The following is a 17970-nucleotide window of genomic DNA, read 5'->3' on the forward strand; positions in this document are numbered from 1 at the left end:
CAGGCGACGCTGTCGGCGACGCGGGACCAAACAACCGACTGGCCGTTACATTGAAGGGGCAAAGTAAAAAACGACTTAACCCGCCGCTTTCGTGAGCAGCCCTCGCCTTGCCGGTTGTGCGAACGTGGTTGTGCGCATTCGCCGTGTTTTACAGTGTATTTCGCGTTTGCTCGGCTCGCTGCAGCAATCATGGCCGCAAGAAGGCCGCAAATTTCTCTCGGAAAAAATTGCTCGACCCTCGGAAAAAATTGCTGGCATCGACATGCTGTCGCACTAGGCAATTTTTGCCGGCCACGATATTGATAAAGGCAACGGAAATTTTACGTGTGTGGCGCGTTGAGCTTCTCGCATACTTGTGCGCCGTCGAAACTGAATCAGGGACCCCCGAGGGAAAGCCGCCATGCGTTACGATGACTTCCGCCGCAGCGACGACATCGAGGATCGTCGCGACGAAGGTGGTGGCTTTGGCGGCGGCGGAGGAGGCGGGTTCGGCCTGCCGATCGGCGGCGGCGGGCTCGGCATCGGTACCATCATTATCCTCGGTCTGGTCGGTTACGCCTTTGGCATCGATCCACGCATCCTGATCGGCGGCGCCGAGATTCTGACCGGCGGCGGCCATGCGCCGACCTACCAGACCGATCGCCAGGCGTCCTCGGGCAAGCGCGGCGCGCCGACCGACGAGATGGGCAGCATGATCTCCGGCATTCTCGGCGAGATCGACGATCGCTGGAGCGAGATCTTCCAGGCCAGCGGCCAGTCCTACACGGGTCCGAAGATCGTGCTGTTCCGCAACGCCACCAACGGCGGGCGCTGCGGCATGGCGCAGTCGGCGATGGGGCCGTTCTATTGTCCGCCCGACCGGACCATCTTCCTCGACACCGCCTTCTTCCGCGAAGTCGAGACACGCTTTCGCGGCTGCGCCGGCAAGTCGGCGTGCAATTTCACGACGGCATACATCATCGCGCATGAAGCCGGCCATCACATCCAGAACCTGCTCGGCATCATTCCGCGCGTAACGCGGCTCCAGCAGCAGGTCGGCTCGAAGGCCGAGGCGAATGCGCTCCAGGTGAAGGTGGAGTTGCAAGCCGACTGCCTGTCCGGCGTCTGGGTCAACCGCGAGGCGAAGAAGCGTCCGAACTTCCTGGAGCCCGGCGACATCGAGGCTGCGCTGACCACGGCGAGCGCGATCGGCGACGATACGCTGCAGCGCCAGTCGACGGGCCGCGTCGTGCCGGACTCCTTCACCCACGGCTCGGCGGCGCAACGCAAGCAATGGTTCATGACCGGCTACCAGCAGGGCACGGTCCAGGCCTGCAACACGTTCGGCGCGGGAGCGTTGTAGTCACGAGTTCGTGCCCCGACGCAGCACGAATTATGATGCGTGATTGTGCATCTTAGGATTCAGAAGTAGTGGCGTCATCCTGAGGTGCTCGCCTCTTCGGCGAGCCTCGAAGGAGGACGAGCCCCTGGCCCATCCTTCGGGGCTCGCCCTGCGATGCAAGTGCATCGCAGGGCGCGCACCTCAGGATGACGGCGGAGGTTGGGGAAACAGGAGTGAAGTCGTGGCTTCCATCGACGAAACCAAGCAGTTCATCCCGCTCAACATCGCGGTGCTCACGGTGTCCGACACGCGCGTGCTTGCGGATGACAAGTCCGGCCAGACATTGGTCGATCGCCTCACCGCGGCGGGTCATCATCTCGCCGCGCGCGAGATCGTCACCGACGATGTCGAGGCGATCCGCGCCGTCATCCGCCGCTGGATTGCAGATGGCGGCGTCGACGTCGTCATCACCACCGGCGGCACCGGCTTTACGGGACGCGACGTCACGCCGGAGGCGATCGAGCCGCTGTTCGAGAAGCGCATGGACGGTTTCTCGATCGCGTTCCACATGCTGAGCCATGCCAAGATCGGCACATCGACGATCCAGAGCCGCGCCACCGCGGGCGTCGCCGGCGCGACCTACATCTTCTGTCTCCCTGGCTCGCCCGGCGCCTGCCGCGATGGCTGGGACGGCATCCTCGCAGCCCAGCTCGACTACCGCACGCGCCCCTGCAATTTCGTCGAGATCATGCCGCGATTGGACGAGCACCTGCGCCGGCCGAAGGCGCAAGGCGCGACGGTGTAGGCGGGTTGTGCGGATGATGTCCAGTTGATCGAGGCACGGACTTCTTCCCTTCTCCCCTTGTAGAAGAAGGTGGCGCGAAGCGCCGGATGAGGGGTGCTATCCACATGCACTGACGCTCGCGGAGGCATACCCCTCACCCAAGCGAATCCGTGTCAGCCAGCGGAGACGCCCTCTCCCACAAGGGGAGAGGGCACATCAATGCGCATCTCGCCCCGATGCGCATTTCGCCGGCAGCAAGCTCATAGATCCCGTTCCCAGATCTCCCCAACAAGATCCTGCCCGAAGCTGCGATGCGGCTCGGTGGCGACGAGCCTGAAACCTGCACTTTGATAGATGCCGCGTGCGGCAACCAGGATGCTCTGCGTCCACAGCGTCATCTTGCTGTAGCCCCGCTCGCGCGCGCCCTGGATACATTGCTCGACCAGCGCGCGGCCGACACCGAGGCCCCGTGCCTTCTTCTCCACCAGCAACAGGCGCAACTTGGCGATCTCGTCCGTGGCCTTGACCAGAAAGATCGAGCCGACCGGCTCGCCGTCCGCTTCCGCGATCCAGCAGTGCTCGCGCGTGGCGTCGTAGTTCCTGATGAACTGTGCGCAGATCTCGGCGACCAGTGCCTCGTAGCTGATGTCCCAGTTGTAGTCCGCGGCATAAGCGGCGCCCTGTCGGGAGACGACCCAGCCCATGTCGCCGACACGATGGCTGCGCAGCATGAAAGCCGCGGGCTGGCTGTGATGCGGCTCCAGCACCGCTTCAATGGTCGCCATGGCCTGGGTGAGCCGCGTTGCATCGCTGGCCGAAAGTCGGGCCAGCATTGCGGCAACCTCGTTTTGCGAGCTCAGGTTCAGCTTGGCGAAAGCCTGGCGGCCCTTGGTGGTGAGGCTGAGCTGGTATTGCCTGCGATCTGCGGGCAGGGGCCTTCGCGTGATCAGCCCCTTTTCGTCGAAGCTCTGGATGATGCGGCTGAGATAGCCGGGGTCGAGACCAAGCTCGTTTCCGATCTCCTTCGCCGCTAGCTCGTCGCGATGTGCGAGTTCATAGAGCACCCGGGCCTCGCTGAGCGAAAACGGGCTCTTTCCAAGGTGCTGGTCGAGCACGCCAAGCTTGCGGGTATAGAAGCGGTTGAAGGCGCGGACCGCCGCGATCTGGTCGTCGGCGACCCGTTCGGTCGCTGGGATTGATGGTGAAGATTGGGACGGCATGGGATCACTCTGATATTTGCCATTGTCAATTAATTATTTGACGTTGGCAAGTATCTGGAGCGGCTCAGGCGACCATGACGATCCGGCTGCGCAGCATGGTCCGGGAGGACCGGCCTAGCCGCCGGAGCAGCCGTGCCTCGGAATGGCGGGCCTGGGGCGGGTAGCCCCCGATCCGGTCGTAATGATCACGCGCGATCAACAGGCCCTGATCGCCGAGCGGACCGCCGAGCTTGCGTGCGACGGTCCAGACGATGTCGCGGAAGGTGGTACTTGCGTAAGGCGAGCGTGCATAGCGGAACACGGCCGCGCGATCCCGGCCGCTATTTGCGACCGCCTGGATGAACTGGCTGGTTTCCTCGATCCAGCCGGTTTCCAGCACGGCGCCTGCGGGAAGGAACATCAGCCAGGGCGATCGGGCCTGGAGCGCGCCGGCGGCGAGCGCGGCGCCTTGCGAGTGTCCCTCGAACGCGATGAAGCGGCAGCCTGCGACGTCGGCAACGCGCTCGATGACGCCGTTGCGAGTGCGGTCGACCAGAAGGACTTCCCGGATGACGCCCGCGGCGGCGCCGGGGACCAGCGCGGCCAGGGTTGCGACCGCCGTCTGCTCGACACCTTCGGTCGGAATGATGACGCTCAGCATGATTGAGGCTTCAATGTCCGCACTTCGGGAGAAGCGTAGCGCTGCATGACGTTGTCATAAACCCGTAGCGTGGCCGAGTGCAACTTTCCGGCGGTGCCGCGGCATGCGATGGTAAACCGTCGCCAGTCATTGCAGCCAAAAGTGTCCTGCGCGGGCTGGTAATATTGCCGATTGTTTCGGCACAAGCCCCGCCCGACAGTATTAATCCGGGGCTTCATGGCGGCATTGTCGCTGCGCCGGCACTCGCTCCCTCGCAGCTGAGGATGCAGCTTGCAGGAAAGGTCGAATGAAATGTGTGATCTTACGCGCAGGAGAGGCCTGATATGAACGCCGATCAAATCGCCGTCGGCGCGGCGCCGCTCTCGCCGAAGCAGGCCGCGCCTACCCTGCGGATCCGGGCGCTGATGCTGGGCGACCGCATCAATGCTTCCAACCTGGAGATCGGAACCCTGGTGTCCTCGACGCCGGCCGCCTTCCGCGTCCATGCCGGCCTTGCCGTGATCTTTCGCTACGGCGTCGTGGTCCTCATCGGGCTGCTTCCGTCGGAAGAGAAGGTTCTCGTCGACACCCTGAAATCGCGGGTGACCGGAGAGTTCAGCCCCTACGAGGAGGAGATCGCGCAGGCGCAGCTCTGCCACGACGAGGCTGCCGAGGCGATCCAGCCGGGCGGGCCGATCTGCCTTGCCAAATTCTCCGACGACCGGCTGCTGCTGGTTGCGGATGCGCTCGCCAAGAGCACGTCGCTGGCGCGCGACGAGCGGCGCGTTGCCGGGGTCTTCGACGTGATCGAGCCGTTTGCACGGGAGCTCGCCGAACACGGCCGCACGCCACAACGGCGCAAGGGCATCCTGCAATTGATCGGCAACGCACTGCTGGTGCAGCAGCGGGTCGCCGGCCGCGTCGCCATTGCCGAGAAGCCCGACGTGCTCTGGGAGAAGCCCGAGCTCGATCGTCTCTATTCGCGCCTGGAGGACGAGTACGAGCTGAAGGAGCGCCTCGACACGCTCGAGCGCAAGCTTGCCGCGGTGTCGGAGACCGCCAACGCGCTCACCGACATCATCGACACCCAGCGCTCGCTCCGCCTGGAGATTGCTGTCGTGGTGCTGATCCTGATCGAGGTCGCGATGGGGAGTTTCCAGCTCCTGACCGGCCGCGGTCACTAAAGCATGATCTGGAAAAGTGCGAAGCGATTTTCCGGAAAACCTAAAGCGCGACGGCGATTCATCCGAATCTCATCGCGCTTCAAGGCGCGGCGGCGTGCCTGCCATGTTGGCCGGATTGCGCCTGCCACGTGGCGATCTCGGCAAGCTCGGCTTCGGGCCGTGTCCGGATCGTCTCGCAGCGTCCGAAATAGAGCTCTCCGGCATCGCCCTCGATCGTCACCCACTCGCCTTCGGCAAAGCTGACTTGGGCGAGCTGGGCCCGCTTCGCGACGGGATCGATCTTCAACTCGCGGCAGCCGACCACGCAAGGCTTGCCCATCTGGCGTGCTACGAGCGCCGCATGCGAGGTGCGCGCACCGACCGATGTGACGATGCCGGCAGCCAGCGCGAAACCCGCGACGTCGGCGGTGCTGGTATCGGGACGCAGCAGGATGACCGGCTCGCCCGCCGCCGAGAGGCGCTGGGCGCTTTCGGACGAGAACGCCGCGCGTCCGATCCCGATGCCGCCGGAGGCGCCGATGCCGGTCACAGCTGGCCTGCCCGGAGCAACCAACCTGGTCTCGGTGAGCGAGGCGAGGTCGATCTCCGCAATCCGCTCCAAGGCCTCGTCCTTCGAAATCAGGCCTTCATGCACGAGGTCGATCGCGATTCTGGCGGCGGCCCGCGGCGTGCGCTTGGCGGTGCGGGTCTGGAGGATCCAGAGCCGGCCGTTCTCGACCGTGAACTCGACGTCCTGGACGTCTGCGAACGCGTGCTCGAGTCGCCTCAGGATATCGCCGAGTTCCGATTCGAGCTTCGGCAGCTCGCGGGCGATCGCCTCGGCCGTATCAGGTGTGCGTCTTCCGGAAACCACGTCTTCGCCCTGCGCATCGAGTACGAGGTCGATCATCGGACGCCGCGCGCCCGTGGACGGATCGCGCGAGAATGCCACGCCCGCGCCGGAGGCAAGACCGCCATTGCCGAAGACCATCGCCTGCACGGTCACGGCGGTACCCTCGAGCGCTTCGAGGTGCTGGAGGCTTCGATACGTCAGTGCACGTTCGCTCATCCAGGAGCGATAAACCGCCTGGGCCGCCGCCTCCAGCTGCGCGAAGGCGTCCTCCAGCGGGGCATCGGCGCGATCTTCGACCAGCGCCTGCTCGCGGCTGGCGAGCCGCTCGAGCGCTTCGCTGTCGAGTTCACGGTCGCTGCCGACGTCTTCGGCTGCGACGAGTTCCGAGATGCAGGCGGCAAAGGCGGCCGGGTCGAGCTCGAGCACGGTCTCGCCAAAGCTCTCCAGGAAACGGCGGCGGCAATCCCAGGCGAGCCGCGGCCGGCCGGTCGCACGGATCAGGCCGTGCACGGCGTCTAGCGTGCAGCCGACGTTGAGAACGGTGTCGAGCATGCCCGGCATCGATCGCGCCGCCCCCGAGCGCACCGACACCAGGAGCGGCTGCCGGCGGTCCCCGAAGCGCTTTCCGGTGGCGCTCTCCAGGAACGAGATTCCCTCCTTCAAGCCATCGCGCAGGTATCGCGTGGCGTGCGCATGGCCGGCGATGATGTCGGCGCAGAGCTTGACCGGGAGCACGAAGGCAGGCGGTACCGGCAGGCCCAGCGCCGCCATGCGGGCGAGATTGGCGGCTTTGGCGCCGATTTCCTCGGCAGGGCGCAATTCGGCGGCTTCAGCGCCGATACGGACGATATGCATGGGGGCTTCCTCAAGCTGCGAGGTCGATCATGATGTGACGGCGGAGCAGATGGCCGAAGGCGGCGAAGCGGTCGGTGGCACGCTCGACGGCGCGGGCGAGCTCGATCACCGACAGCGAGGTCGCGACGTCGAAGCCGCCGCGGAAGACCAGCGCAGTGATCGCGCGTTCGCGGCTGTCGGCGGTGTGCTCGGCGTCGATCAGGCGGGTCACGGCGGAGAGCGCGTCCTCGGAATCTGCGCGCCGTCCTTCCGGGACGTCGATCGCAGCCGCGACGCCGCTCGCGGCCACTTCGGTCGCGGTCTCGGCCACTGTGCAAAGCTCGACCAGCGACACCAGCAGGGATGGATCGGTCCTTTCCGGCATCAGTGCTGCGATGAATGCGGCCTGCTCCAGTTCGTCGACGGCTTCCTCGGCGCGATCGATCAATTGTCCGATCAGCGGGCGGGCATTGAGGCGGTCGACCTCGTTGCGGCTCTCGATCGCGATTCTGTCGGCCTTCTGCTCGATCGCGCCGCAGCGTTGCGTCAACAGCTTGCCGTCGACGGGCTGGTTCGCGCGCAGCGCGGCAATATGGCGCGAGATCGCCGCGACGAGATCGTGGGCGAGGCCGATCTGGCGCAGCACGGCTGCCAGCAGCGTCCCGTCGACGCGATCGAGGTGCCGCATCAGGTCGGCTTCGATCTGGTCGCGCACCGTCCTGACCGAGCGGCCCGCAAGCAGTGCCTCGGTGGAGGCGCGCAGAGATGCCTTCAGAAAATCGATCGCAGCGTTGCGGCCGAGCGCCTGGTCGAGCCGCTCGCCGAAGCCGATCCGTGTGGGGGCGGCGTTCCGGACAGCAGAGCCCAGCAGATCGTTGCCGCCGAGCTCGAGGAAGCCGCGATGGCCGATCCGCTGACGCGCAGCCCATTCGAGGATGCGTGCCGCGTCATCCTTGGCGACCCAGGTCCTGAGCAGCTTGCGCGCCTTGTTCCAGTCGATCAGGAAAACCAGTGCGGCACCGAGCGCGGCGAGGAAATCGTTGCGATCGGCGGCGTGGTCGGCCTGGTGCTGCCCGGTGACGAGATAGAATGAATTGTCTTCGCCGAGGCCGGCCGCTGTGTGACGATCAAGGCCGCTCCAGGTCACCTCGAACGCGTCGAACAGCGAGATGAAGAATTTTGCTCGCGCCAGATGCACGTCGGTGTAGGTGACGGTGACCGCGTTATTCTTCACCGCGATCACGACGACATGGGCGTCCGTGGTGCCGATGTCGTTCTGGATCAGCAGCCGGCCGCCGGCGCGCGTAGCCATGGTGTCGAGGCCTGGATGGTTGAACTTGAGACCCCGCGTCGCGTTCAGGCCCTTCATGAAGGCCGCGACGGCCGGCCGGTCCTCGCTGTGCAGGCCGAAGACATGGGCGCCGTCGAGCGCTTCTTCCGAGCAGCTCGCTGCAAGCCTGTTGAGCTGCTTGTGCAGGTCCATGACGAGGCGATGCAGGCTGTCGCTGCCTGCGTCGGCCACGCCGGTCAGACGCGAGATGCGGGACATCTCGATCTCGCCGGTGGCATCGAGCAGGCCGGCTGTGCGGATCGCGTTGAGCCGCGCCTGCGCCCTTTCGCCTTCGCTCACCGCGCCGGCGCCGACGGCGCGGATCATGGTCGCTGCATCGTCCGCAATCTCCTGCATCAGCTCCGCAAGATCGGGGGCCGCGAGCCGGCCCTGTCCGATCAGACGGGCGCCGCCGATCAGCGCCGCGATCCCCGCGGGGGCGATGCCTGCAGTCTGACTTTCGACGGCGAGGTCATTCGCGGGCCGGTCAGGCTCCTGCGCATGCTGGGCCGCCGCCTGCAATGCGCTCATCCGCACCTTGATGCGGTCGTTGGCGGCGAGCCCTTCCGCCACCAGCGCGGGCAACAGGATGCTGCCTTGTCCGAGCTCTTCGATGATGTGGGTCTTCATGATCTGTCCGCAACCAGGATGATGCGCTCTCTTTGCCGCGAAACCGCGGCGGCAGCATTGCGGCAGATCATTCATAAAATTGTCACGTGACGTGGCGTCCACGGATCAAAGCCGCGCAATGGCGCGCGATCGTCATCTCTTCATTGGTCGGGATGACGAAGACATCGACGGTGCTGTCGCTGCCGTTGATGCGCCCGCGCACCGCGTCGTTGCTGGCGGCATCGATGCGCACGCCCATCCATGCGAGACGCTCGCCGATCGCGCCGCGGACCTCCTTGGCGTGCTCGCCGATGCCGCCGGTGAAGACCAGGCAGTCCAGGCCGCCGAGCGTGGTCGCCATCATCGCGACAGCCTGCGCCGCGCGGAAGCTGAAGAGATCGACCGCCTCTCGCGCCGCAACCTCGCCGCTCGCCAGCAGCGTGCGCATGTCCGCGGAGATGCCGGAGACGCCGAAGAGGCCTGACTCGTGATAGAGCAGCTGCTGGACCTCCTCGACCGACATGTTCTCGTGTTGCTGCAGATAGAGCAGCACGCCGGGATCGATCGTGCCGCAGCGTGTGCCCATCACGAGGCCGTCGAGCGGCGTCAGCCCCATGGTCGTGTCGATGCTGCGGCCATCGTGCAATGCGCAGAGGCTGGCGCCGTTGCCGAGATGCGCGATGATTGTGCGCCCGGCTGCAAGCTCCGGCGCGATCTCGGCCAGGCGTCCCGCGACATATTCGAACGAGAGGCCGTGGAAGCCGTAGCGCCTGACACCACGCGCCTCGAAGCGCCCGGGAATGGCGAAGCGGCTCGCCGGCGGCGCGAGGCCGTGGTGGAAGGCGGTGTCGAAGCACGCGATCTGCGTCAGCTCGGGCCGGATCGCCGCGAACGTGCGAACCGGCGCAAGGCAGCGCGGCTGGTGCAACGGCGCCAATGGCGTCAATGCCTCCAGCTTCGCGGTGATGTCGTCCGTCAGCGCGACCGGGCCGGAATAATCCGGCCCGCCGTGAACGATGCGGTGACCGACGGCGCGCAGGCTGCGTTCGCCGAACCGGTCCTCGATGAAGCCGAGCACGTCGGCGAACAGATGGCCGCCGGCGGCGTCCGGCGCGTCGCTTCGTGTCTCGAACAGGTCTTCGCCCGCGGTGCCCTTCACCACGAGCCGGGGTCTTGCCTCGTGCTCGTCGAGCAGGCCCTTGCAGAGCAGGGTGGGCTCAGCCGCCGAGATATCGAACAGGCCGAACTTGATGCTCGACGATCCCGAGTTGAGGACGAGGATCGTGTCCGGCATGGCTAGTCGCCGGCTTCGGCCGGCGTGTCGCCGCCGGCACTGTTCGGCCAGACCCAGTTGCGGATCTCAGGCATGTCCTCGCCATGCTCGCGGATATAGCGGGAGTGTTCGATCAGTTTGTCGCGGAACCGCTGCTTCACATGTGCGGCCTTGGTCGCCAGACCCGGTACGCGTTCGATTGCCTCGATCGCGAGATGATAGCGGTCGAGCCCGTTGAGCACGACCATGTCGAACGGCGTCGTCGTGGTGCCTTCCTCGGCAAAGCCGCGCACATGCATGCCGGCATGGTTGGTGCGGTTATAGGTCAGCCGATGAATGAGATAGGGATAGCCGTGATAGGCGAAGATCACGGGCTTGTCCGACGTGAACAGCCCGTCGAAGTCGCGGCTGGAGAGGCCGTGCGGGTGCTGCTCCCTGGGTTGCAGCGTCATGAGGTCGACGACGTTGACGACGCGGATCTTCAAGTCGGGCAGCGCCTTGCGCAAGAGGTCGACGGCGGCGAGCGTTTCCAGCGTCGGCACGTCGCCGGCGCAGGCCATCACCACGTCGGGCTCGCCCGTTCCATCCTCCGTTCCGGCCCAGGTCCAGATGCCGATCCCGGCATCGCAATGCGTCGCCGCGTCCCGCATCGAGAGCCATTGCGGCGCCGGCTGCTTGCCGGCGACGATGACGTTGATGCGGTTGTAGGTGCGCAGGCAGTGATCGGCGATCCACAACAGCGTGTTGGCATCCGGCGGGAAATAGATGCGGACGATGTCCGCCTTCTTGTTGGCGACGAGATCGACGAATCCGGGATCCTGATGGCTGAAGCCGTTATGGTCCTGGCGCCAGACATGCGAGGTCAGGAGATAGTTGAGCGAGGCGATCGGGCGCCGCCACGGCAGGTCGCGCGTGACCTTCAGCCATTTGGCATGCTGGTTGAACATGGAATCCACGATGTGGATGAAGGCCTCGTAGCAGGAGAAGAAGCCGTGCCGTCCCGTGAGCAGATAACCCTCGAGCCAGCCCTGGCAGAGATGCTCGCTCAACACCTCCATCACGCGGCCGTCCTGGGCGAGGTGCACGTCGTAGGATTCGATCGGCTCCATCCAGACGCGCTCGGTGGCCTCGAACACGGCATCTAGCCGGTTCGACGCGGTCTCGTCGGGCCCCATGATGCGGAAATTGCGCTGTTGTGCATTGAGGCGGATGACGTCGCGCAGGAATTTGCCGAGCTCGCGCGTCGCTTCGGCGATGGTGCCGCCCGGCTGCGGCACCTCGACTGCGAAGCTGCGGAAGTCGGGCAGCTTCAGCTCTTTCTTCAGGAGTCCGCCATTGGCGTGAGGATTGGCGCCCATGCGCCTGACACCTTCAGGTGCGAGCGCCTGAAGCTCGGGAGCGAGCGCGCCGTTCGCGTCGAACAGTTTTTCCGGCTCGTAGCTGCGCATCCAGTCTTCGAGCACTTTCAGGTGCGCCGGGTTTTCGCGGCAGCCGGCGACCGGCACTTGATGCGCGCGCCAAAAGCCCTCGACCTTCTTGCCGTCGACTTCCTTCGGGCCGGTCCAGCCCTTCGGGCTGCGCAGCACGATCATCGGCCAGCGCGGCCGCTCGACGCTCGTCCGCCCGTCGCGGGCGTGCAGCTGGATCGAGCGGATGCTGGCGAGTGCGACATCGAGCGCATCCGCCATGGCACGGTGCATCAATCTGGGATCCTCGCCGGCGACGAACAGCGGCTCGTGGCCGAACCCACGGAAGAGATCGCGGATCTCCGCATCTCCCATCCGTCCGAGCACGGTGGGATTTGCGATCTTGTAGCCGTTGAGATGCAGGATCGGCAGCACGGCGCCGTCATGCGCCGGGTTCAGGAACTTGTTCGAGTGCCAGGACGCGGCGAGAGGGCCGGTCTCGGCCTCGCCGTCGCCGACCACGCATGCGACGATCAGATCAGGATTGTCGAATGCCGCGCCATAGGCGTGCACCAGCGCGTAGCCGAGCTCGCCGCCTTCGTGGATCGAGCCCGGCGTTTCCGGCGCCGCGTGGCTCGGAATGCCTCCGGGGAAGGAGAACTGCCTGAATAGCTTGCGCAATCCGTCCGCATCGCGCGCGATGTCAGGATAGATCTCGCTGTAGCTGCCTTCGAGATAGGTGTTGGCGACCATGCCGGGGCCGCCATGGCCGGGGCCGCAGACATAGATGATGCTGAGGTCCAGCGCGCGGATCACGCGATTGAGATGGGCATAGATGAAGTTCAGGCCGGGCGTGGTGCCCCAATGGCCGAGCAAACGCGGCTTGATGTGCTCGGGCCGCAACGGCTCGCGCAGCAACGGATTGTCGAGCAGGTAGATTTGCCCGACCGAGAGGTAGTTGGCGGCGCGCCAATAGCGATCGAGCAGATCGAGGTCGCCGGTCGCGGCGGCCGTTTTTTGTTGAATTGTCATGTTCCTTCGGCTTTCACCCAGCGATGTCACCAACTTTGTTCCGGCACGATCGATCCCTGTGCGGGATCAAACGAGATCGCCGTGACGGGCGTATTGCGTGAGGTCAAAGCCGCGCGCCCGAAATTTGGGCGGCTACTTTGCATGGGGTTGTTTTCACGTTTTTTGTTTGTGTTCTTGATTTGTTCCGTGTGCGTGCTATCTTGATCGCATGAGTCCAGCATCCTCTCATGCTCTCAAGCACCCGCCGGTCACGGCGCCCTCCGAGCCGGCGGGTGCGCCTTCAGATTTCCCCGAGCTTGGCGTCGCCATCGATCGTGCGCGAAGGCGAGGGCGGGGCGCGCAATCCAATGCCAGCGGCCGCTACGAGGCCGAGGCGCGCGTCGCTTTCGATGACGGCTGGCAGAGCCTGGAAGAGCTGCCGCCGTTCAAGACCAGTATCGGTGTCGACACCTCGCGCAAGGTGATCACCCGCAACGATTCCCCGGACATCGGCTTCGACCGCTCGATCAATCCCTATCGCGGCTGCGAGCACGGCTGCGTCTACTGCTTCGCCCGACCGACGCATGCCTATCTCGGCCTCTCGCCGGGGCTGGATTTCGAGTCGAAGCTGTTCGTGAAGCCCGAGGCGCCGGCGCTGCTCGAGAAGGAGCTCGCCGCCCCCGGCTACGAACCCAGGATGATCGCGATCGGCACCAACACCGATCCCTACCAGCCGATCGAGCGCGAGCGAAAGATCATGCGCGGAATCCTCGAGGTGCTGGAACGCGCCAGCCATCCGGTCGGCATCGTCACCAAATCGGCGCTTGTGGTGCGCGACATCGACATTCTGGCACGGATGGCCAAGCGCAACCTCGCCAAGGTCGCGATTTCGGTCACCTCGCTCGATCCGAAGCTCGCGCGCACCATGGAGCCGCGCGCCGCGACGCCGCCGAAGCGGCTGGAGGCGCTCAAGCGGCTCTCGGAGGCCGGCATTCCGACCACGGTGATGGTCGCGCCCGTGATCCCCGCGCTGAACGATTCCGAGATCGAGCGCATCCTCGATGCCGCCGCCCATGCCGGCGTCAAGGAAGCCTCCTATGTGCTGCTGCGGCTGCCGTTGGAGGTCCGCGATCTCTTCCGCGAATGGCTGATGGCGAACTATCCGGACCGCTATCGCCACGTCTTCACCCTGATTCGCGACATGCGTGGCGGGCGCGACTACGATGCGAAATGGGGCGAGCGGATGAAGGGCACCGGCCCGATGGCCTGGACCATCGGCCGCCGCTTCGAGATCGCCTGCGACAGGCTCGGCCTCAACAAGCGGCGCTCCAAGCTGACCACGGATCACTTTGCGCGGCCGAAGCGGAACGGCGATCAGCTCAGCCTGTTCTGACGGGAAGGTGGAAGAGGCATGGCATGAGTCAGGAATTGGCGGCGCCGGTGCCGAGGCTCACCGTCGTCACGCTTGGCGTGAGCGACATCCGCGCCAGCATCGCCTTTTACGATGCACTCGGCTTCTCGCGCCGGCTGAAGGCAACCGGCGAGGCCGTCGCCTTCTACGATACCGGCGGTCCGGTGCTCGCCCTGTATCCGTGGGATCAGCTCGCGGCAAATGCGACCTTGCAGGATGCGCCGAGGCCGTCGACTTTTCGCGGCATGACGCTCGCATGGAACTGCCGGACGCGTGAGGAGGTCGATGCGGTGCTGGCCTTCGCCATCGGGAAGGGAGCCAGCTCGCTGAAGGCGGCGCACGAGACCGACTACGGCGGCTATTCCGGCTATTTCACCGACCCCGACGGCCATCCTTGGGAGGTCGTGGTCGCGCCCGGTATCGAGGTGGGCGAGGACCGACGGGCATCTGGCGGATTAGGACGGCCTGAATAGTGGGAATATCCTGGGTTCCCGGTTGCGCCGGCGAAGCCCCTTGCGCACGATCCCGGCCATGATTCGGGACAAGTCCGCCAAGAACCCAGCCAAAGACGCGCCACAAAAGCAGGCTGCGAAGAAGGCTGCGTCGGCCAAGACGCCTGCGGCCAAAACATCTGCAGTCAAGGCTTCGAAGGTTCCTGCCGGCAAGAAAGGCATCATTGCCATTGCTCCCCCCAGCTTCCGCCGCGAGCGCGCGCTGATCAAGCGCGGCGTCTGGCCGGTTGCCGGCTGCGACGAGGCCGGCCGCGGCCCGCTGGCCGGTCCCGTGGTGGCGGCGGCTGTGATCCTCGATCCCGATCGCATCCCGCGCGGCATCGATGATTCGAAGCGGCTGACTGCCGAGGAGCGCGAGAAGCTGTTCGACAAGATCTGCGCCACCGCGCAGGTCTCGGTCGCCGTCGCCTCGCCCTCGCGGATCGACCGCGACAACATCCTGCGTGCCTCGCTGTGGGCGCTGAAGCGCGCCGTGGTGGCACTGCCCGAGACGCCGAGGCACGTCTTCGTCGACGGCCGCGACCGACTCGACACCGAATGCGATTGCGAGGCCGTGATCGGCGGTGACGGTATCGTGCTGTCGATCGCTGCGGCATCCATCGTCGCCAAGGTGACGCGCGACCGGCTGATGTGCGCGCTGGCGCAGGACTGCCCCGGCTACGGCTTCGAGCAGCACAAGGGCTACGCCGTCCCCGAACATCTCGAGGCGCTCGACCGGCTGGGCCCGTCCATCCACCACCGCAGCTTCTTCGCCCCCGTCGCCGCCGCCCGCGCCAAGCACATGCCGTGGACCGTCGAGCCGGTGCGGGATCTGTTCGCGGTGACAGAGATCGAGGTGCAAGTGGACGCGGCCGTCGAGATCGACGTCTCGGCAAATCTCTAAATCGACCCCACAGCGTCCGAAGAACGTGGATGCCCGGGCCTTCGCCGCGCCGGAGCAACTTCGGCCGCGCAGGCGGGACAAGCCCCGGCATGACGATCGGTAGCGCAGGTGTGCTCAGATGTGCTTGTGCCTCAGTCCGTAAGAACGGGGAGAGGGAGCAGACCGAAGTTGCCACGACGCGCGGTGCCCCTTATCAAAGTATTCGTGAGCGAATAGGGCCGGCTGGACTGGCTGCATCATTCGGACGTTGCATGCGGTTTACCTCCCTGGTCATCGAGCTCATTCGCGCCCGGCCGCGGCTGATCGTGTGGATTGCCGTGCTGCTCCAGGCTTTGATGTGGCTGTTCGTGGCGCTGGTGTTCTACCGCAGCCCGCCCGGCACCCTCGCGACGCTGCTGGCTTTCGGACGCGAATACCAGGTCGGCACAGATCTCGGCCCGCCGCTGCCGATCTGGCTCGCCGACATCGCCTATCGCGCCGCAGGCGGCCACATGCTGGGCGTCTATGTCCTCGCCCAGCTCTGCGAGATCGCGACCTTCATCGCGCTCTATCATCTCTCCCGTGCCGTGGTCGGCTCGCAGCAGGCGGTGCTCGCCGTGCTGCTGACGATGACAGTGCTGGCCTTCTCCTCGCCTGCGCTCGACTTCGGCCCCCTGGTGCTGGCGCGGCCGCTCTGGGCGCTCTTGCTGCTGCATTCCTGGCAGATCATCGGCCAGCGCCGCGGCAACGCCTGGTTCGCCTGGTCGATCGAAGCGGGCCTCTTGCTGCTGACGACACCGGCGGCGATCTTTTTCCTCCTGCTGATCGTCGTCTTCGCGGTCTCGACCGCCGGCGGCCGGCGGACGCTGCGCGGGCTCGATCCGCTCTTTGCATTGATCGTCGTCGCCGTGCTGGCGCTGCCCTATGCGGTGTGGCTGATGCGGGCCGAGACGTTGACGATGCCGGCCTTGCCGCAAGTCGCCGAGCTCAGCGCCCGCGCGCTGCATGCGGCCTGGCTGTTCGGCGGACTCGTGCTGGGGGCTGCCGCGATCCCGGCGCTGACCTTCCTCAACACCGGGTTGTTCGACGGCAAGGGCGAGGAACCGCCGATCATCTACCGCCCGTCGGTCGAGCCGCTCGCGCGCAACTTCGTGTATTTCTTCGCGCTGGCTCCGCCGCTCGGCGCGGTGCTGATCTCCGGCCTGCTCGGGCTCGACTCCGTCGTCGGCGGCGCCGGCGTCGTGCTGGTCATGCCCGGGCTTGCCGTGGTCGTTGCGGCCGGCGATCTCATCGCGATGCGCCGCACGCGGATGCTGCGCATGGTATGGGCTGCGGCCATCATCGCGCCCGCCGCCGGCGTGGTGCTCGCCGTCCTGTTCCTGCCCTGGACCGGCGCCAACGAAATTGCGACCTCGATGCCGGCGCGCTCAATCTCGGACTTCTTCGACGAGAGCTTTGCCCGTCGCACCAACCATCGCCTGCGTGCCGTCGCCGGCGAGACGCAACTCGCCAGCCTGATCGCGCTGCATTCCGGCCGGCCGCATCTGTTCATCGATGCCGATCCTGCGCGCACGCCGTGGATGAATCAGGCAAAATTCAGCGAGACCGGGGGCGTCGTGGTCTGGCGCGCGTCCGATACCGCCGGCACCCCGCCGCCGGACATCCTCAAGCGCTTCCCCGGCATCGTGCCGGAAGTCCCGCGCGCCTTCGAATGGCTGGTGACCGGCCGCCAGCAGCTGCTCCGCATCGGCTGGGCCATCGTGCGGCCGAAGGGGACGTGACTGTCGTGCCCCGGACGCAGCGCAGCACGAAGTGATGCGCTGCAGAGCCGGGGCCTATCTTGCCGCACGGTACGTGGTGCTCTTTGGGTCCCGGCTCTGCGGAGCGTCACTACGTGCCGCACCGCGTCCGGGACACGAGAGCATCAACCCGCCAACACCTTTGCGATCGATCGCAGATCCTGCCAGGCCAATCGCTTGTAGGATGGCGAGCGCAGGAGATAGGCCGGGTGAAACGTCGGCAACGCGCGGATGGTGCGCCCGCCGGTATCGTAATCGAACCAGCGGCCGCGGGTGCGCATGATGCCTTCGCGCGTTCCGAGCAGAGTCTGCGTCGAGGGATTGCCGAGCGTCACCAGCACGTCCGGGTTCACGAGCTCGATATGGCGCTGGATGAAGGGCAGGCAGATCTGCGTTTCCTGCGGCGTCGGCGTGCGGTTGCCGGGCGGTCGCCAGGGAATGACGTTCGCGATGTAGGCGGTGGTGCGGTTGAGCCCGATCGCGCCGATCATGAGGTCGAGCAGCTTGCCGCTGCGTCCGACGAAAGGCAGCCCCTCAATGTCCTCGTCGCGGCCCGGCGCTTCGCCGACGAACATGATGCGCGCCTGTGGATTGCCGTCGGCGAACACCAGCCGCGTTGCGGTGTGCTTCAGCGCGCAGCCTTCGAAGCCCTGCATCAGCTCGCGCAGTGCCTCCAGCGTCGGCGCTGTGCGCGCGGCCTCGCGTGCCGAGGCGATGGCGGCGTCCGGTGCAGGCGCGGCCTCGCCGCGCATGACCGCGGGCGCGGCGACCGGCCGCGGTGCCTCGACCGGCGCCGTGCGCGGGCTGGGCGGCGGAGGATCGATTTCCGCCAGGCGATCTATCGGTTCCTCCGCAAGCGCGCAGTCGACACCGGCCTCCAGATAGAAGGCGAGCAGCTCTCGGACGGTGGGTGCGGGTTCGGGGATCATGGGAAAGTCTGACTTTTATATCACCTTGGACGGC

General features: G+C 66.0%; 14 protein-coding genes. 7 read left to right on the forward strand and 7 right to left on the reverse strand.

Annotation, left to right across the window (positions count from 1 at the left end; translation table 11 throughout):
* Positions 1-400 precede the first annotated feature (400 nt).
* Both FJV43_RS25865 and moaB read left to right on the forward strand, forming a co-directional pair.
* Entirely contained in the window at positions 401-1342 is a 942-nt protein-coding gene (locus FJV43_RS25865) for a neutral zinc metallopeptidase (RefSeq protein WP_239621881.1), read from the forward strand.
* Positions 1343-1562: 220 nt separating this feature from the next.
* Positions 1563-2126, forward strand: coding sequence for a molybdenum cofactor biosynthesis protein B (moaB, locus tag FJV43_RS25870; protein ID WP_239621882.1), 564 nt, complete (start codon positions 1563-1565; stop codon positions 2124-2126).
* A gap of 239 nt (positions 2127-2365) precedes the next feature.
* On the opposite strand, the gene FJV43_RS25875 is transcribed toward moaB, so the two are convergent.
* The gene (locus FJV43_RS25875) at positions 2366-3325 is read right to left on the reverse strand and encodes a helix-turn-helix domain-containing GNAT family N-acetyltransferase (RefSeq protein ID WP_239621883.1); all 960 of its coding nucleotides are present in this window, start codon (positions 3323-3325) and stop codon (positions 2366-2368) included.
* A gap of 64 nt (positions 3326-3389) precedes the next feature.
* Positions 3390-3965, reverse strand: a complete 576-nt coding sequence (locus tag FJV43_RS25880; protein WP_239621884.1) for a glycosyl transferase — start codon at positions 3963-3965, stop codon at positions 3390-3392.
* 323 nt (positions 3966-4288) lie between these two features.
* On the opposite strand from FJV43_RS25880, the gene FJV43_RS25885 reads away from it, so the two are divergent.
* Entirely contained in the window at positions 4289-5128 is an 840-nt protein-coding gene (locus tag FJV43_RS25885) for an RMD1 family protein (RefSeq protein WP_239621885.1), read from the forward strand.
* 79 nt (positions 5129-5207) lie between these two features.
* On the opposite strand, the gene FJV43_RS25890 is transcribed toward FJV43_RS25885, so the two are convergent.
* From FJV43_RS25890 to FJV43_RS25905, 4 genes are all read right to left on the reverse strand, one after another.
* Complete coding sequence (locus FJV43_RS25890) at positions 5208-6815, reverse strand: PEP/pyruvate-binding domain-containing protein (RefSeq protein ID WP_239621886.1); 1608 nt, start codon at positions 6813-6815, stop codon at positions 5208-5210.
* Between the two features lie 10 nt (positions 6816-6825).
* Complete coding sequence (locus tag FJV43_RS25895; protein WP_239621887.1) at positions 6826-8754, reverse strand: hypothetical protein; 1929 nt, start codon at positions 8752-8754, stop codon at positions 6826-6828.
* Between the two features lie 82 nt (positions 8755-8836).
* Positions 8837-10027 (reverse strand): acetate/propionate family kinase, encoded by a 1191-nt coding sequence (locus FJV43_RS25900; RefSeq protein WP_239621888.1) that lies wholly within the window; start codon positions 10025-10027, stop codon positions 8837-8839.
* Between the two features lie 2 nt (positions 10028-10029).
* Positions 10030-12444 carry a phosphoketolase family protein gene (locus FJV43_RS25905; protein ID WP_239621889.1) on the reverse strand — a complete coding sequence of 805 codons (2415 nt, stop codon included), beginning with the start codon at positions 12442-12444 and terminating at the stop codon, positions 10030-10032.
* A gap of 208 nt (positions 12445-12652) precedes the next feature.
* On the opposite strand from FJV43_RS25905, the gene FJV43_RS25910 reads away from it, so the two are divergent.
* The 4 genes from FJV43_RS25910 to FJV43_RS25925 all read left to right on the forward strand — a co-directional run bounded on the left by FJV43_RS25910 (position 12653) and on the right by FJV43_RS25925 (position 16989).
* Positions 12653-13816 (forward strand): PA0069 family radical SAM protein, encoded by a 1164-nt coding sequence (locus FJV43_RS25910; protein WP_239621890.1) that lies wholly within the window; start codon positions 12653-12655, stop codon positions 13814-13816.
* Between the two features lie 23 nt (positions 13817-13839).
* Complete coding sequence (locus FJV43_RS25915) at positions 13840-14307, forward strand: VOC family protein (RefSeq protein WP_239621891.1); 468 nt, start codon at positions 13840-13842, stop codon at positions 14305-14307.
* Between the two features lie 58 nt (positions 14308-14365).
* Complete coding sequence (locus FJV43_RS25920) at positions 14366-15229, forward strand: ribonuclease HII (RefSeq protein WP_239621892.1); 864 nt, start codon at positions 14366-14368, stop codon at positions 15227-15229.
* A gap of 251 nt (positions 15230-15480) precedes the next feature.
* On the forward strand, positions 15481-16989 hold the full coding sequence (locus FJV43_RS25925) for a glycosyltransferase family 39 protein (protein WP_239621893.1): 1509 nt from the start codon (positions 15481-15483) through the stop codon (positions 16987-16989).
* A gap of 143 nt (positions 16990-17132) precedes the next feature.
* On the opposite strand, the gene FJV43_RS25930 is transcribed toward FJV43_RS25925, so the two are convergent.
* Positions 17133-17936 (reverse strand): uracil-DNA glycosylase, encoded by an 804-nt coding sequence (locus FJV43_RS25930; protein WP_239621894.1) that lies wholly within the window; start codon positions 17934-17936, stop codon positions 17133-17135.
* Positions 17937-17970 lie beyond the last annotated feature (34 nt).

This window comes from Bradyrhizobium sp. I71 (assembly GCF_022354745.1).
Taxonomy (GTDB): Bacteria; Pseudomonadota; Alphaproteobacteria; order Rhizobiales; family Xanthobacteraceae; genus Bradyrhizobium; species Bradyrhizobium liaoningense.

Bases quoted from the DNA above. Each gene is read 5' to 3' on its own strand.
- FJV43_RS25865 (WP_239621881.1), top strand. From the start codon at position 401: ATGCGTTACGATGACTTCCGCCGCAGCGACGACATCGAGGATCGTCGC.
- FJV43_RS25875 (WP_239621883.1), bottom strand. From the start codon at position 3,325: ATGCCGTCCCAATCTTCACCATCAATCCCAGCGACCGAACGGGTCGCC.
- FJV43_RS25880 (WP_239621884.1), bottom strand. From the start codon at position 3,965: ATGCTGAGCGTCATCATTCCGACCGAAGGTGTCGAGCAGACGGCGGTC.
- FJV43_RS25885 (WP_239621885.1), top strand. From the start codon at position 4,289: ATGAACGCCGATCAAATCGCCGTCGGCGCGGCGCCGCTCTCGCCGAAG.
- FJV43_RS25890 (WP_239621886.1), bottom strand. From the start codon at position 6,815: ATGCATATCGTCCGTATCGGCGCTGAAGCCGCCGAATTGCGCCCTGCC.
- FJV43_RS25895 (WP_239621887.1), bottom strand. From the start codon at position 8,754: ATGAAGACCCACATCATCGAAGAGCTCGGACAAGGCAGCATCCTGTTG.
- FJV43_RS25900 (WP_239621888.1), bottom strand. From the start codon at position 10,027: ATGCCGGACACGATCCTCGTCCTCAACTCGGGATCGTCGAGCATCAAG.
- FJV43_RS25905 (WP_239621889.1), bottom strand. From the start codon at position 12,444: ATGACAATTCAACAAAAAACGGCCGCCGCGACCGGCGACCTCGATCTG.
- FJV43_RS25910 (WP_239621890.1), top strand. From the start codon at position 12,653: ATGAGTCCAGCATCCTCTCATGCTCTCAAGCACCCGCCGGTCACGGCG.
- FJV43_RS25915 (WP_239621891.1), top strand. From the start codon at position 13,840: ATGAGTCAGGAATTGGCGGCGCCGGTGCCGAGGCTCACCGTCGTCACG.
- FJV43_RS25920 (WP_239621892.1), top strand. From the start codon at position 14,366: ATGATTCGGGACAAGTCCGCCAAGAACCCAGCCAAAGACGCGCCACAA.
- FJV43_RS25925 (WP_239621893.1), top strand. From the start codon at position 15,481: ATGCGGTTTACCTCCCTGGTCATCGAGCTCATTCGCGCCCGGCCGCGG.
- FJV43_RS25930 (WP_239621894.1), bottom strand. From the start codon at position 17,936: ATGATCCCCGAACCCGCACCCACCGTCCGAGAGCTGCTCGCCTTCTAT.